Below are 14,474 nucleotides of genomic sequence, written 5' to 3'. Positions count from 1 at the left end.
CTTAAACCGAGAGCACAGCATGAAAGTATTGGTAGTGGGTGGCGGTGGCCGTGAGCATGCCCTGGCCTGGAAGCTGGCGCAGTCGCCCAAGGTGCAGGCCGTGTACGTGGCCCCTGGCAATGGCGGGACGGCGCTCGATGCACGACTTGAAAATGTCGCCATCACGGACGTGAAAGCCCTGCGCGAATGGGCGCTGGAGCAAAAAATTGCACTGACCGTGGTTGGCCCGGAACAGCCGCTGGCGGCTGGCATTGTGGATGATTTCCGCGCACATGGCCTTCGAATATTTGGGCCGACCAAAGCGGCAGCCCAGCTTGAAAGCTCCAAGGCGTTTTCCAAGGCGTTCATGAAGCGCCACAGCATTCCCACGGCTGAATATGAGACCTTCAGCGATGCGGTCGCAGCGCACGCCTATGTTGATGAGAAGGGCGCGCCGATTGTGGTGAAGGCTGATGGACTGGCTGCAGGCAAGGGCGTTGTCGTGGCCATGACGAAGCACGAAGCGCATGAGGCCATCGAATTCATGCTGGCACCTGATCCGGACTTCAACCCGTTGGGCGTGACCCATAACGAGGGCGGCGCACGGGTGGTAATTGAGGAGTTTCTGGAGGGTGAAGAAGCCAGTTTTATCGTCATGTGTGATGGCAAAAATGTCGCCACCATGGCTACCAGCCAGGATCACAAGCGCCTGCTGGATGCAGACCAGGGTCCGAATACCGGGGGCATGGGGGCCTATTCGCCAGCTCCGGTTGTCACACCCGATGTCCATGCCCGGGCCATGCGGGAGATCATCTTGCCAACCATCAAGGGCATGGAAAAAGACGGCATTCCTTTTACCGGCTTTCTGTATGCGGGCCTGATGATTGATTCTGCGGGCAAGCCAAAGACGCTCGAATTCAACTGCCGCATGGGCGACCCCGAAACCCAGCCCATCATGATGCGGCTCAAGACCGACCTGTACGAGGTGATGATGGCCGCGACCTCCGGCACGCTGGATCAGGTTGATCTGGAGTGGGACCGTCGCCCGGCACTGGGTGTGGTGATGGCTGCGCATGGTTACCCGCTGCAGCCCCGTAAGGGCGATGTCATCAGCGGCTTGCCGGCCGGGACTGAAGACGCCATGGTCTTTCATGCCGGCACCAGCCGCAAGGGGAAGGAGACGATGACAGCCGGTGGGCGGGTGTTGTGTGTGACGGCTCTGGGGAGTACGGTCAAGGCAGCCCAGCAACGGGCCTACGAAGTGGCCGAGGGTATCAAATTCGATGGTGCACAGTACCGCTGGGACATTGGGTACAGGGCCATCAAGTCCTGATGGCCGCACCTGATATTTCTGGCGTCCGGGCTTTTCTGCTCGGCCTGCAGATGCGCATCACCGATGCTATTGCCGCGATTGACGGTCAGTCGTTTATCGCCGATCACTGGCAAAAAGAACCGGGCGAGCCGCTGCAGGGCAACGGAATCACCAAAATACTTGAAGGCGGCGCTGTATTTGAGCGGGCTGGCTGCGGGTTCTCCCATGTGAGCGGACCCAAACTGCCGCCCTCGGCCACCCAGCACCGCCCGGAACTCGCAGGCGCCCCGTTTGAGGCGATGGGCGTTTCGCTGGTATTTCATCCGCGTAACCCTTATGTACCAACGGTACACATGAACGTCCGCATGATTGCCGCTACACCTGCAGGAGGTGGTGCGCCGGTGTGCTGGTTTGGCGGTGGCATGGACCTGACGCCGTATTACGGCTTTGAGGACGACGTTGTCCACTTTCACAAAACCTGCCGCGACGCGTTGCAGCCCTTTGGTGAAGACAAGTACCCGCGTTTCAAAAAATGGTGTGATGAATACTTTTATTTGAAACATCGGGACGAGCCGCGCGGCGTGGGTGGCATCTTTTTTGATGATTTTCACGAGCTGGGTCCGCAACGCAGTTTTGACATGATGCAGGCGGTGGGAGATGCGTTTTTGAAGGCCTACCTTCCCATTGTCGACATGCGCCGGGAAACGACGTATGGCGAGCGCGAAAGAGCGTTCCAGCTTTACAGGCGAGGGCGATACGTGGAGTTCAACCTGGTCTGGGACCGTGGTACCCACTTCGGCCTGCAGTCAGGCGGTCGTACCGAGTCCATCCTGATGTCCATGCCGCCGCTGGCAAGCTGGGCTTACCAGGCGAGGGTGGAGCCGGGCACACCGGAAGATCGGTTGTACAGGGAGTTTCTCGTTCGCAGGGATTGGGCTTGAGCGTCTCACAAATTGCGCCCAGACAAAAACGCATCGGCGTTTTCGGGGGCGCGTTTGATCCCCCGCACAAAGCGCACCTGGAACTGGCGAAGGTGGCCATAACGCAGCTGGAGCTGGACGAATTGCGCGTGGTGCCTACCGGCCACGCCTGGCACAAAGCCAGGGAACTGAGCAGCGCCGGCCACAGGCTGGCCATGACAAGACTGACCTTCGAGGGGATGCCCCGTGTGGTGGTCGACGAGCGCGAGATGCAGCGGGCAGGCCCAACCTTCACGATAGATACCCTGGAAGCCCTTCAGTCGGAAAATCCAGGCGCGCAGCTTTACCTGATCATGGGTGCCGACCAGTTCGCGGCTTTCCGGCAATGGCACAGATGGCAGGCAATTGTGGGTCTTGCTATAATTTGCATAGCTGGCCGTGCAACATCCACGGTTACGCAAGCCCAAATTGAGGCTTATGGCATGCTGAAAAGCCGCTTTTTGCAACTCTCGTTGCCCCCCATGATAGTCAGCGCAACCCACATACGGCAATTGCTGGCGTCCGGCGCGGGTCAGAGCAACGACATCAACGAACTGGTTCCCGAGGCGGTTGCGCGTTATATTTCAGCAAACCGCGTTTATGGCACCCCCTGAAGCACCTTACCAAACAAAGCACTGAATGACCTCCACACCTGTCAAATCCACCGTCGCAGCCGAGAAAAAAGATGTCCAGAAACTGCAGCGGGCCATTGTTGACGGGCTGGAAGATGTCAAGGCGCAAGACATCCAGGTATTTGATACCGAGCACATCACATCCCTTTTTGAGCGCGTCATCATTGCGTCGGGCACTTCCAACCGTCAGACCAAGGCTCTGGCCGCGAGTGTGCGTGATGCCGTTCGTGACGCAGGTTTTCAGAAGCCTCGTATTGAGGGCGAAGACAACGGTGAATGGATCATCGTGGACTGCGGAGCAGTCGTCGCCCATATCATGCAGCCGACCATTCGGCAGTACTACCACCTCGAAGAGCTGTGGGGCGACAAACCCATCAAACAAAAACTGGGCGCACCGGCACCATTGCCCAAGGCTGCAAAACCTGAGCCGAAGGCCGAGGTGAAGCCGGCAGTAAAAACTGCGGTGAAGCCAAAAGCAGGGGCAAAAACCTCAGCCAAAACCAGCGCCAGACCGGCAGTCAAGGCCGTGAAAGACCATGAACCAGGTTATGTAGGCAGGGTGGGCAAGACCAGCGACTGGACTGCCAAGCGCAATTTTGCGGAGCCTGTAGCAGAGCCCACAGCCCGTCCCGCGCGCAAAACTGCAGCGAAACCGGCAGCCAAAACCCCTCTGGTCAAGGTGCCTCCAGCCAAAAAGGCTGCAGCGAAAAAAACTGCAAGCAAACCTGCAGCCAAAAAGCCTGCAGCCAAAAAAGCGGCGCCTCGCAGCCGATGAGGCTGAGCATCGTTGCCGTAGGCCAGAAAGTGCCCGATTGGGCTCAGACGGCTTACGATGACTACGCCAAGCGCTTTCCACCTGAAATCAAGGTTGAACTCAAGGCTGTCAAGACTGAGCCCCGTGCTTCTAAAACTGTTGAAACCCTGCTGGCCGCGGAGAAACTGAGGATAGAAGGCGCCATAGCACGGGGGACGCACGTGGTGGCGCTGGACGAACGCGGTACTGCCGTCACCACGGTCGCACTGGCTGATCGCCTGAAAGCCTGGCAACTGTCCGGTGATGATGTGGCTATCGTGATTGGCGGGCCTGATGGTCTGGATCCGTCGTTCAAAAAGGCCGCGCATGAGCGCCTGCGCCTGTCCGATCTCACGTTGCCTCATGCGATGGTCCGCGTTCTGCTGATTGAGCAACTCTACCGCGCCTGGAGCATCACCATCAATCATCCGTATCATCGCGAATAGTCGTGCCGCCACGCCCGTCCTTTCACGTAATGCATTGCCTCAAAGGCGCTGGTCCTCGCCATGAGTGATTTCATCTATCTTGCATCGCAAAGTCCGCGGCGCCGCCAGTTGCTTGAGCAACTGGGGGTGACGTATGAGTTGCTTCTGGCAGATGAGGTTGAGGATGCTGAAGCGCTGGAAACCCTGTTGAAGAATGAATCGCCTGCGGCCTACGTTAAAAGGGTCACCGGCCTGAAGCTTGAAGCGGCATTAGCAAGGATGAAACGGCGCAAGCTCAAGCCAGCACCGGTGCTTTGTTCCGACACCACAGTAGCGCTGGGGCGCGTCATCTATGGAAAACCAGAAAATGCAGGGGATGCCGTCCGGATGCTGACCGAACTGGGCGGGACTACGCACCGGGTATTGACGGCGGTTGCGGTTCAGGCAGGAAAACGCCGCGTTGAAGCACTCAGTACCTCGCGTGTCAGTTTTGAGTTGATGTCCAGATCGCAGATCCGCGACTATGTCGCCACCGGGGAGCCCATGGGTAAAGCCGGCGCATATGCAGTACAGGGCAGGGCGGCAATGCATATCACCGACATAAAAGGCAGCTACAGCGGCATCATGGGTCTTCCCTTGTGGGAAACGGCCTGTTTGCTGCGCAGTGTCGGCGTCAAGGTCTGACAGAATCTGACCAACATAACATGCAACAAGACATCCTCATCAACTGGTCTCCCCAGGAAACCCGCGTGGCGGTGGTTGAACACGGATCTCTCCAGGAGCTTCAGGTCGAGCGCACGCTGGAACGCGGACTGGTGGGAAACGTCTATCTTGGCAAAGTAGCGCGCGTGTTGCCGGGCATGCAGTCGGCCTTCATCGATATTGGCCTGGACAAGGCCGCCTTTCTGCATGTTGCGGACCTGATGAGCAGCATCAACAGTCGTCATGCAGATGGGGATGCCGCGTCCGCAGTTGGTGGGGCGGCCGCAACAGCCTTGCCTATAGAAAAGCAGCTGTTTGAAGGCCAGGCTGTCATGGTGCAGGTGCTTAAGGACCCGATAGGGACAAAAGGCGCGAGACTGACTGCCCAGGTCAGCATTGCGGGGCGGCTGCTGGTGTTCCTGCCTCAGGACAACCACATCGGTGTTTCGCAAAAAATACCTGCCAGGCAGCGTGAAGACCTGCGCCAGCGCCTTCAGCTTCTGAGCGGTGAATCCGGTGGAGGCTTCATCCTCAGAACCAATGCGGAAGACGCTACCGATGCAGAACTGTCCGAGGACATCGCGTATCTCCGTAAAACCTGGGCCCGTATCAAGGACGCGTCCGTGCGTGTCAAACCCGCATCCGTGCTGCACCAGGACCTCAATTTGCTTCAACGCGTCTTGCGGGATGTCGCGGGCGAAGAAACGCTGACCATACGTATTGATTCACGTGAACAATTCGAGAAACTCAAGGCGTTTGCGGCGGAATTCATGCCTGCAACAGTTCAGAAGCTTCAGCTTTATGGTGGCGAACGTCCCATCTTTGACCTCTTCAACATTGATGAAGACATTGCCAGGGCGTTAGGCCGCAGGGTGGACCTGAAATCTGGCGGTTATCTCATCATTGACCAGACCGAAGCGCTGACGACTGTTGATGTGAACACCGGCGGCTTTGTGGGCGCACGGAATTTTGACGAAACGATCTTCAAAACCAATCTGGAGGCCTCCCAGGCGATTGCGCGCCAGCTGCGTCTGCGCAATCTTGGTGGCATTGTGATTGTCGACTTCATTGACATGACCAAGGAGAATCATCGCGATGCGGTGCTGGCTGAATTCCAGAAGCAGCTCGCCAGGGATCGCATCAAGACGACAGTCAACGGCTTCTCCGCCCTGGGTTTGCTGGAAATGACCCGCAAACGGACCCGCGAATCCCTTGCGCACCAGCTGTGCGAGCCTTGCGCTGCATGCATGGGAAAGGGCGTGGTCAAGACCGCACGGAGCGTGAGCTATGACATCCTCAGGGAGATATTGAGGGAAGCCAGGCAGTTCAATCCGCGTGAATTTCGCATCGTGGCTTCGCCGAAAGTGATAGAGCTCTTCCTGGATGAGGAAAGCCAGCACCTTGCCGGCTTGAGCGAATTCATCGGCAAGCCGGTTTCCCTTCAGGCTGAAGCTGCCATGCCGCAGGAACAATACGATATTGTTCTGCTTTGAGTCACCGGTTGTATAGCGGTCATGTCCAGCCTTACCCGAAACCCTCACCCCATTCCGGTGCTGGTGTATCACCAGATAGAGGAAGCGCCGCGCAAAGGGAAACCGTTTCGCAGCCTGTATGTTTCTCCCTCTGCATTTGCGAGGCAAATGTCCCTATTGAAGGTACTCGGTTACAGGGGCTTGTCCATGAGCGATCTGCAGCCTTACCTCGCCGGTGAGCGCAGCGGCAAAGTTGTGGGCATCACTTTTGACGATGGTTATGTCAACAATCTCGTCAATGCCTTGCCGGTGCTTCAGCGCCATGGATTTTCATCGACCTGTTACGCGGTAAGCGGGCTGGCAGGCAAGACCAACAAGTGGGATGAAGGGCTGGGCATAGCCCAGACGCCACTGATGGACGAAAAACAGATGCGGCTATGGGTAGCGGGCGGACAGGAAATTGGCTCCCACACAAGAAGCCATGTCAATCTGGTGGCGTCGGCCGATATGACGAGCGAAACAGAAATTGCAGCGGGAAAAAGCGATCTCGAAATGATGCTTAATGGTCCGGTGCGGCATTTTTGTTATCCCTACGGGCGGTATGAGCCGAAACATGTGGGTATGGCGAGGCACCTGGGTTTTGCCACCGCAACGACGACCCAGCGAAGCCGGTGTGTCGCCGGGGATAACGTGCTTGAGATTCCCCGTGTACCGATATTGCGTTCAACCAGCCTGCCCATGTTCTGGATCAAGATTTCCACCGGCTATGAGGACAGGCGCAGGAGATGACTTCTGTCGGCAGGCGCTTGCGCATTGCGGTACTCAATCGCACCTTTTCACCTGTTGCGGGTGGTGCTGAGCGCTATTCCATTGCACTGGTGGAAAAGCTTGCCGCCAAGCATGAGATTCATGTTTTTGCCCAGTCGATTGACCATCAGTGGCCGGGCGTCAGTTATCACCGTGTCAGCATGCCGTTGCGCAGGCCAAGATGGGTAAACCAGCTCTGGTTTGCCACGCTCACGTGGTGGGCAACCCGCAGGGGGTTCGATGTTGTGCACTCGCACGAAAACACATGGCATGGACAGGTGCAGACCGTACATGTTCTGCCGATAAAGCACAACCTGTTTAATGGGCTGGAGGGCCTGGCGCGCTTTGCGCGTCTACTGAAAGTGCTGACGAGTCCACGGTTGGTGGCGTACCTTTTGCTCGAACGTGCGCGTTACGCAAGACATCATGATCGGGCGGTAGTGGTTATCTCGGAAACCCTGCGTGCAATTTTTTCGGCGAGTTACCCGGATGCGGTTGGGATGACATCTGTCATTACTCCGGGGATCGATTTGCCAGCCTGTCCCGCCGGCGGCTCCGATCAAATTTCTGCGCGCAATGAGCTGGGTTTGCCGCAAGACAAAACCTGCCTCCTGTTCGTCGGGAACGATTTTCGCAAGAAAGGACTTGATACCCTGCTGGCGGCCATTCAGCGTATGCCGGCAGACGTCGTTCTTGCTGTCATTGGTGACTCGTCGCAGCGGCCACAGTTTGTGCAACTGGCCGCACAGATGGGGCTGGCATCCCGGGTTTTCTTCCTCGGGGCGTTGAAAGATGTCTCTCCTGCATATCGAGCCGCAGACATGCTTGTACATCCAACACTGGAAGACACTTTTGCCATGGTTGTGCTCGAAGCCATGGCTCATGGACTCCCCGTCATCGTGAGCAGCGCGAAGTATTGCGGCATTGCCGGATTTTTGAGTTCCGGCGTCAATGTACTGATTCTGGAAGATCCGCGAGATGCTGCTTCACTGGCTGCTTCGGTGCTTGGGTTACTGAACGACAAGGTACTCCGCGCCACGATGGGCCGTGCGGCTCGTGCTTTTGCCGGTGAATATTCCTGGGACGATATCGCCGCAAGGCAGGAAAAAATTTACCACGCTGTAGCAGCTCAGGTGCCAGTCCGGCGCTAGGTTGCCTGGCATCAAGCGCCCTGGAAACCCAGCCGATAGAGATGTGCGTAGGCACCATTGCGCAGCATGAGTTCCGTGTGCGTCCCGGACTCCACAATACTGCCCGCATTCATCATGATGATGCGGTCCGCGTGCTGAATGGTGGACAAGCGATGGGCGATGATGATGGATGTCCGGTTCATCGCAAGGCGCCTGATCGCTTCCTGCACTGCCTGCTCGGATTCTGTGTCGAGTGCTGAGGTGGCCTCGTCCAGAATCAGTACGGGAGCGTCCTTGTAAAGTGCGCGTGCAATTGCCAGCCTTTGCCGCTGGCCACCCGACAGTTGCATCGCATTGTGCCCAAGCAGGGTGTCCATGCCCTGGGGGAGCTCCGCGACCATTGTGCCGAGATTGGCGGCTTCCAGGCACTGCGCAATCCTTGCGCGATCGACAGGCAACCCGAGTGCAACGTTCGCGGCGATTGAGCTGTTGAGCATAACGACATGCTGGCTGACCAATGCGAACTGTGAGCGAAGCGATGCAAGGCTCCAATCGCCGAGTTCCTGGCCGTCCAGGTATATGTGGCCGCTGCTGGGTTCCACAAACCTTGGCAACATGTTCACGAGCGTGGTCTTGCCCGAGCCTGAAGCACCGACCAGTGCCACTGTTTCTCCTGCTTTTACGTGAAGGGTGAGGCGGTCCAGGGCAAGCGCATTGCCCGTCTTGTAAAGAACGCTCACCTCTTTGAACTGGATATCTCCGGATGCCCGCGTTTTTTTGAAGGCGCCACCAGACTCGTCGTCTGTCAGTTCCATCAGGTCAAGGCCGCGTTCCAGCGCCGCCAACCCCCGTGTGATAGGCGTTGCACCATCCGACAGGCTTTTGATGGGCGCAATGAGCAACAGCATTGCCGTCACAAAAGCCACAAAACCCCCAACGGTGGTCGTATTGGCAGAGCCCTGCACCAGTGCAATTGAAATGACAGCCGACAGGGCGATGGCCGCCAGCACCTGTGTGATGGCGCTCATGCTTGCATATGCCACGGTCGATTTCATCGACAGGCGGCGCAGGGAATGGCTCAGGACATCGAAGCGCTCAGCCTGGCTGGCCTGGGCGCCGTGCAGCCTCACATCGCGGTGTGCAAGAACGTTTTCTTCGACCACGTAGGCCAGGTTGTCGGTGGCCGTCTGGCTCTGTTTGGTCAGTCTGTACAGGCGGCGTGTCAGCAGTTGAATCACCAGGGCTACCGCAGGGAAAAGCAGCGAAACCACCAGCATCAACTTCCAGTTCAGGAAGATGAGGTATCCAACCAGTGCAAGCAGGGTTAGCACGTCCCGTGCGAGCTTGATGATGGCGTTGTTGAGTATCACAGAGCCGTTGTAAACCTCATAAACCACGGTGTTGGAGATGGCGCTGGAGGTCTGGTCGGCGAATAGGGAAAGCCTTGCACTGAGCAATTTATCGAACATGGCCCGCCGCAGTTGCTGAAGGCCTTCGTTGGTGACCTGGGCCAGCGCATACTGGGCGACAAAGCCGGAAAGTCCCCTGATGGCAAACAGCAGCAAGAGCGACACCGGAACCATCCAGAGGTCCAGAGCCCCTTTCTGGAAGCCCCGGTCAAGAAGGGGCTTTAACAGCGCCGGAACGAATGGTTCGGTGGCGGACGCGACGATCGTGGCACCTATGGCGACAGCCCACGCGCTGCGGCTTCGCGCCGTGTTGAAGTAGGGCCAGACCCGGAGCGTTCTCTGCCAGGTGGAGAGTTTTCTCGTCGCTGAAGATGCAGGCTTTGCAACCATGGTCACTCAGTCCTTTCATGTCCGACAGGTGTCCCGGCAACTGGTTGCGAGCCATAAACGCCCAATGCCAATAGCAAGCCAAGCGTGATGCAGAAAAAATCACCGATAAGTGCGTCGTAAATTGTCGAGTTAAACAGGCATGAGACAGCCAGGGCAAGCAGAGTCGATTGCGCGCTACGCGCGGCAAGTTCGTCCATCGCCAAAGTCTCCCGGAAAATTGAAACCAGTATTGCCAACAGAAGGATGATTCCCCCGATGCCGAGCTGTACGCCCCAAAGGAGATATTCCTGATGGGGATTGCCCATGATCCTGATGGACTCGGGAGAGCGGCTCTTCAGCCTTTCAAGGCGATTGAATTCAATGCTCCAGCTGCCCACGCCTGTACCAATCAGGGGGTGGTCTGCCATGGACTGTAAGGCCCTGTGCCAAAAATGCAGCCGTATGCCGGAGGATGTGCCGGTGACTACGCTGGAACCTTGCCCTGCGAAAAATCCCATCACTTCAATTTTCACGTCGATGATCCGGTGTTGTACCTTTGGCGAAAGCGCCACCATTACTGCCAGCACTATGACCGGCACCAGCGCTACGAACTTGCGATAGCGACGTGGCAGTTCCCAGGCGATGACGAGTGATATCAAGGCGAGGGCGACGACATGCCCGGTACGCCCCTGCAGCACGAAAAAAACGTTCAGCAATGCCAGGAGCGCAATCCCGGTTGCGATTAAAGAACCAAACCTTCCCGGTACAAGTTTGCGAAGATGCCAGCATATGGCCGCAAATACAGCGGTCATGATTCCCTCGTCCAGGTAACTTGAAAAAACCGAGTTATAGAGTACAGCCGTTGGGGATGTGGCCCAGGGTACCGGGACATGAAAGAACAGCAGCCATGAACTTATCACCATGAGCAGCTGGAGCGCTGCAAATGTGCCAAGGGCCAACACGGCTTCCCGGCGACTTTGTATGAAGGCTGCGACGAGGGGGATGAACAGCAGCTTCGCATACTTTGCGAATGACCCCAAGGCTTCGAGCAGTGGGGCAGCAGTCCAGAAAATGCTCAGTCCGAAGGCCAGCATGGCGATCAGGATCGCAAGTCGCGTGTAGCGCAGCCTGCCATGTAATGTCAGGGGGCGGGTTAATCTGCGCGAGAACAGAAAAAATCCTGCCGCGCCCAGCAATAGCAGCAATTTGGCGATGCTGATAATCGCGATTGGCAACCCAATCGCAGCTGCAGCAATGCATACAAGCACCAGGCGAAAATTGAGGAGTTTTGTTTGCAAGTTGGTTGGGCGGGACTTGTATGACGCCGTTCATTATCAATGATTGGCCGGCAGAGTCAGGTGATCCTGAAGGTGAAGCGGCAAGGACGCTCTGCTATGCTAAGAATGCTTTGCAAGTTGATGGGTGGGCTGTTTGCAGCCCCGTGTTTTAAGGGGGAGAGTTGGCCAATTTGTCTGTCATTGTCATCACCAAAAACGAGGCGCGCAATATTGAGGCCTGTTTGCAGTCGGTGTCGTTCGCAGACCAGATTGTCGTGCTGGATTCCGGCAGTGAGGACGATACCCGGCAACTGGCTCGTCATCTGGGCGCTGAAGTGACGGAGGACGGTGACTGGCAGGGATTCGGTGTACAAAAAAATCGCGCCCTCGGTCTTGCCCGTTGCGACTGGGTGTTGTCCATTGATGCGGATGAACGCGTCACGCCTCCACTCAGGGCCGAAATATTGAAGGTCATCGGTGAGTCGCGCCACGATGTCTATTCGATCCCGCGGCTGTCCAGTTATTGCGGGCAATACATGATGTATTCAGGCTGGAACCCGGATCGCGTCGTTCGCTTGTTCCGGCGGGGTGCGGCGGTGTTTTCGACCGACCTTGTCCATGAAAAAATTCTGACAGATCATTCCGTCGGGCTGCTTCATTCGTCGTTGTTGCATGAAAGCTTTGCGAATTTTGAGGCTGTACTGGATAAGGCCAACAGATATTCGACTGCCGGAGCCCAGGTACTGCAGGCGAGAGGAAAATCTGCCTCAGTCTCGAAGGCGATCGCGCACGGCCTCTGGGCTTTCTTCCGGACTTATGTCCTGCGACGCGGGTTTCTGGACGGGAAAATGGGGCTTGTGCTGGCCATCTCAAATGCCGAAGGCACCTACTACCGCTATCTCAAGCTTTGGCTGTTGTCCCGTCAGGCGCATGCCGACATGCCGGATAGAGCGCTGCAGGCAGAATCTGTTCCAGACACAAGCCGGCATCCATGAAGATCAGCTTCATTGTTCTGACCTACAACCGGACGGAAACCCTTCTGCCAGTACTACGGTCGTTGGCAGCACAGTGCGATGCCCGGCACGAGGTATTGGTCGCAGATGATGGGTCAAATCCCGAGAATGTGGCGCTGCTGATGTCTGGTTGCCCCACTTTTAATTGCAGCGTGAGACACATATGGCATCCGGATACAGGTTTTACCGCTGCTGCAGCAAGAAATCTGGGGGCTCATTTCTCGGAGGGCGACTATCTCGTTTTTCTGGATGGCGACTGCATTCCGGGCAAGTCATTTGTAGCGGCCCATGCCTTGCTCGCTGAGCCCGGGTATTTTGTCAACGGAAGCCGGGTTCTGCTCAGTGAGCGGCTGACCTCACAAGTCGTCGACGCCAAAGTTGACCTTCCTGCCCAGTCAGCTTTCTTTTGGCTCTGTGCCTGGTTGCGAGGAGACAGCAACAAACTGTTGCATGTGCTGCGCTGGCCATGGTCCTTATTCCGGTTAAAACAGGGTTTCGAATGGCGCGGCATACGAAGCTGCAATATGGCGGTATGGCGTGAAGACTTTGTTGCCGTCAACGGCTTTGACGAGACGTTTGAAGGGTGGGGCCATGAGGATGCAGATCTTGTGCTCCGCCTCAGTCACCTGCCGGTCAGGCGAAAAAATGGGTTTCTCGCAACCGAGGTATTTCATCTGTGGCACCCCGAGAGCAGGCGTGATCATGAGTCCGTCAACAGGCAAAAAGTTTTTGAACGCATGAAGACGGGCGTGGTCATAGCTGAAAAGGGACTGTCCCAGATCAGCCTGGACCCTTCTGTACGTGTGACCCCATTACATTAACCTTTCAAGGCATTCAGACTTCCAAACTATGAGCACCACACCCTTGCTTCCACGTCGAACCGCCATCAGCCTTCTTGCCGCCACTGCCTTGCCTTTTTCCCTGCCGGCGCTGGCGCAGTTCCGGGTCGAGGTGTCGGGCGTTGGCCTCACGCAGCTCCCGATTGCCGTGGCAACGTTCAGGGGCGAGGTCCAGGCCCCCCAGAAAATTGGGGCCATTGTCAAAGCGGATCTCGAACGCAGCGGGCTGTTCCGTTCGGTTGATACAGCTGGCCTGGTGGCCGACGAAAGTACCCGGCCGGATCTTGTTCAGTGGCGGCAAAAGGGCGCGGACTCTCTTGTGACCGGCAGTGTTACTCCCCTGGCGGATGGCCGGTTTGATGTGCGCCTCAGGCTTTGGGACATCGTTCGCGGACTCGATTTGGGGGGGCAGAGTTATGCGGTGACGCAGGCCGACCTGCGACTTTCTGCCCACCGGATTTCGGACTTTGTTTATGAAAAGCTCACTGGCGAAAAGGGCATCTTTTCCACCCGAATTGCCTACGTCACCAAGGCTGGTACCCGCTTCACATTGTGGGTCGCAGACTCTGATGGCGAAAGTGCGCAATCTGCCCTAGCGAGCCCTGAACCCATCATTTCGCCAGCGTGGTCTCCAAATGGAAGCCAGCTTGCTTATGTGTCGTTTGAGTCACGCAAGCCCGTTATCTACGCCCATGATGTGGCCAGCGGGAAACGCCGCCTGCTTGCGAATTTCCGTGGTTCAAACAGTGCGCCAGCCTGGTCGCCGGATGGTCGACAGATTGTGGCAACGCTGAGTCGCGACGGCGGTTCACAGCTTTACGCACTGGATGCCAATGGCGGCGAACCACGTCGGCTCACGCAGTCTTCAAGCATCGATACAGAGCCGGCTTTCTCCCCGGACGGCCGGTTTATTTATTTTGTCAGTGACCGTGGGGGGGCCCCGCAGGTCTATCGAATGACTGCTTCTGGCGGTGGTGTTGAGCGTGTTACGTTCAATGGCAGCTACAACATCTCGCCCGCGATCAGTCCCGATGGACGATGGCTGGCGTATGTTTCGAGGGTGGGAGGAGCTTTCAAGCTCCAAGTAATGGAGCTGGCCAATGGCACTGTGACCCAGATCACAGACACCACTGCAGATGAAAGCCCCAGTTTTGCACCCAACAGCCGACTCATCGTCTATGCGACCCGGCAGCAGGGGCGCGAGGCGTTGATGACAACAACACTGGACGGAAAAATCAAGGCGCGGCTGTCTGGCGCCAGTGGAGACATTCGCGAGCCGGATTGGGGACCATTCTCCCGGTGAAATGCCTGTTGGCCTACATCCAGTCGGGTTAAACACAGTCAATATCCGCTTTT

At 57.0% G+C, this 14,474-nt stretch carries 14 protein-coding genes; 12 read left to right on the top strand and 2 right to left on the bottom strand.

The genetic code is table 11. From position 1 onward, the window contains the following. Nucleotides 1-19: 19 nt before the first annotated feature. From purD to HYX42_RS03355, 9 genes are all read left to right on the top strand, one after another. Nucleotides 20-1,312: a phosphoribosylamine--glycine ligase gene (gene purD, locus HYX42_RS03395; protein ID WP_293399566.1), complete on the top strand. Its 1,293-nt coding sequence runs from the start codon at nucleotides 20-22 to the stop codon at nucleotides 1,310-1,312. Then, a complete protein-coding gene (gene hemF / locus HYX42_RS03390; protein ID WP_293399564.1) occupies nucleotides 1,312-2,232 on the top strand; it encodes an oxygen-dependent coproporphyrinogen oxidase in 921 nt (306 codons plus the stop codon). Before purD ends, hemF begins: the two co-directional genes overlap by 1 nt. Next, a complete protein-coding gene (nadD, locus tag HYX42_RS03385; protein WP_293399561.1) occupies nucleotides 2,229-2,864 on the top strand; it encodes a nicotinate (nicotinamide) nucleotide adenylyltransferase in 636 nt (211 codons plus the stop codon). The genes hemF and nadD overlap by 4 nt, the downstream gene beginning before the upstream one ends. Before the next feature lie 25 nt (nucleotides 2,865-2,889). Continuing rightward, a complete protein-coding gene (gene rsfS, locus HYX42_RS03380) occupies nucleotides 2,890-3,657 on the top strand; it encodes a ribosome silencing factor (protein ID WP_293399558.1) in 768 nt (255 codons plus the stop codon). Further along, on the top strand, nucleotides 3,654-4,121 hold the full coding sequence (gene rlmH, locus HYX42_RS03375) for a 23S rRNA (pseudouridine(1915)-N(3))-methyltransferase RlmH (protein WP_293399555.1): 468 nt from the start codon (nucleotides 3,654-3,656) through the stop codon (nucleotides 4,119-4,121). The genes rsfS and rlmH overlap by 4 nt, the downstream gene beginning before the upstream one ends. A gap of 60 nt (nucleotides 4,122-4,181) precedes the next feature. After that, a complete protein-coding gene (locus HYX42_RS03370) occupies nucleotides 4,182-4,784 on the top strand; it encodes a nucleoside triphosphate pyrophosphatase (protein ID WP_293399553.1) in 603 nt (200 codons plus the stop codon). A 20-nt stretch (nucleotides 4,785-4,804) separates the two neighbouring features. Continuing rightward, entirely contained in the window at nucleotides 4,805-6,295 is a 1,491-nt protein-coding gene (gene rng, locus HYX42_RS03365; RefSeq protein WP_293399551.1) for a ribonuclease G, read from the top strand. Between the two features lie 186 nt (nucleotides 6,296-6,481). Continuing rightward, nucleotides 6,482-7,063 carry a polysaccharide deacetylase family protein gene (locus HYX42_RS03360; protein ID WP_293399548.1) on the top strand — a complete coding sequence of 194 codons (582 nt, stop codon included), beginning with the start codon at nucleotides 6,482-6,484 and terminating at the stop codon, nucleotides 7,061-7,063. Further along, nucleotides 7,060-8,232, top strand: coding sequence for a glycosyltransferase family 4 protein (locus HYX42_RS03355; RefSeq protein WP_293399545.1), 1,173 nt, complete (start codon nucleotides 7,060-7,062; stop codon nucleotides 8,230-8,232). Before HYX42_RS03360 ends, HYX42_RS03355 begins: the two co-directional genes overlap by 4 nt. Nucleotides 8,233-8,243: 11 nt before the next feature. Here the strand turns inward: HYX42_RS03355 and msbA are convergent, their stop codons facing one another. Both msbA and HYX42_RS03345 read right to left on the bottom strand, forming a co-directional pair. Next, nucleotides 8,244-10,010 (bottom strand): lipid A export permease/ATP-binding protein MsbA, encoded by a 1,767-nt coding sequence (gene msbA, locus HYX42_RS03350; RefSeq protein WP_293399542.1) that lies wholly within the window; start codon nucleotides 10,008-10,010, stop codon nucleotides 8,244-8,246. A 2-nt stretch (nucleotides 10,011-10,012) separates the two neighbouring features. Then, the gene (locus tag HYX42_RS03345; protein WP_293399540.1) at nucleotides 10,013-11,287 is read right to left on the bottom strand and encodes an O-antigen ligase; all 1,275 of its coding nucleotides are present in this window, start codon (nucleotides 11,285-11,287) and stop codon (nucleotides 10,013-10,015) included. A gap of 161 nt (nucleotides 11,288-11,448) precedes the next feature. Between HYX42_RS03345 and HYX42_RS03340 the strand changes: the two genes are divergently transcribed. Genes HYX42_RS03340 through tolB form a run of 3 tightly spaced genes read left to right on the top strand, consistent with a single transcriptional unit; the run spans nucleotide 11,449 to nucleotide 14,421 of the window. Then, a complete protein-coding gene (locus tag HYX42_RS03340; RefSeq protein WP_293399538.1) occupies nucleotides 11,449-12,261 on the top strand; it encodes a glycosyltransferase family 2 protein in 813 nt (270 codons plus the stop codon). Beyond that, nucleotides 12,258-13,100, top strand: coding sequence for a glycosyltransferase family 2 protein (locus HYX42_RS03335; protein WP_293399536.1), 843 nt, complete (start codon nucleotides 12,258-12,260; stop codon nucleotides 13,098-13,100). Before HYX42_RS03340 ends, HYX42_RS03335 begins: the two co-directional genes overlap by 4 nt. 28 nt (nucleotides 13,101-13,128) lie before the next feature. Continuing rightward, on the top strand, nucleotides 13,129-14,421 hold the full coding sequence (gene tolB, locus HYX42_RS03330) for a Tol-Pal system beta propeller repeat protein TolB (RefSeq protein WP_293399533.1): 1,293 nt from the start codon (nucleotides 13,129-13,131) through the stop codon (nucleotides 14,419-14,421). Nucleotides 14,422-14,474 lie beyond the last annotated feature (53 nt).

Source organism: Polaromonas sp. (assembly GCF_016185115.1).
Taxonomy (GTDB): domain Bacteria; phylum Pseudomonadota; class Gammaproteobacteria; order Burkholderiales; family Burkholderiaceae_C; genus Polaromonas.
The sequence above is the reverse complement of the archived record's forward strand: the minus strand, read 5'-3'. Positions and strand labels throughout refer to the sequence as shown.

What these genes read in the sequence shown, in the direction of transcription:
- HYX42_RS03370 (WP_293399553.1), top strand. Translation starts at nt 4,182, where the DNA reads ATGAGTGATTTCATCTATCTTGCATCGCAAAGTCCGCGGCGCCGCCAG.
- HYX42_RS03360 (WP_293399548.1), top strand. Translation starts at nt 6,482, where the DNA reads ATGAGCGATCTGCAGCCTTACCTCGCCGGTGAGCGCAGCGGCAAAGTT.
- HYX42_RS03335 (WP_293399536.1), top strand. Translation starts at nt 12,258, where the DNA reads ATGAAGATCAGCTTCATTGTTCTGACCTACAACCGGACGGAAACCCTT.
- HYX42_RS03355 (WP_293399545.1), top strand. Translation starts at nt 7,060, where the DNA reads ATGACTTCTGTCGGCAGGCGCTTGCGCATTGCGGTACTCAATCGCACC.
- hemF (WP_293399564.1), top strand. Translation starts at nt 1,312, where the DNA reads ATGGCCGCACCTGATATTTCTGGCGTCCGGGCTTTTCTGCTCGGCCTG.
- tolB (WP_293399533.1), top strand. Translation starts at nt 13,129, where the DNA reads ATGAGCACCACACCCTTGCTTCCACGTCGAACCGCCATCAGCCTTCTT.
- rlmH (WP_293399555.1), top strand. Translation starts at nt 3,654, where the DNA reads ATGAGGCTGAGCATCGTTGCCGTAGGCCAGAAAGTGCCCGATTGGGCT.
- rng (WP_293399551.1), top strand. Translation starts at nt 4,805, where the DNA reads ATGCAACAAGACATCCTCATCAACTGGTCTCCCCAGGAAACCCGCGTG.
- purD (WP_293399566.1), top strand. Translation starts at nt 20, where the DNA reads ATGAAAGTATTGGTAGTGGGTGGCGGTGGCCGTGAGCATGCCCTGGCC.
- rsfS (WP_293399558.1), top strand. Translation starts at nt 2,890, where the DNA reads ATGACCTCCACACCTGTCAAATCCACCGTCGCAGCCGAGAAAAAAGAT.
- msbA (WP_293399542.1), bottom strand. Translation starts at nt 10,010, where the DNA reads ATGGTTGCAAAGCCTGCATCTTCAGCGACGAGAAAACTCTCCACCTGG.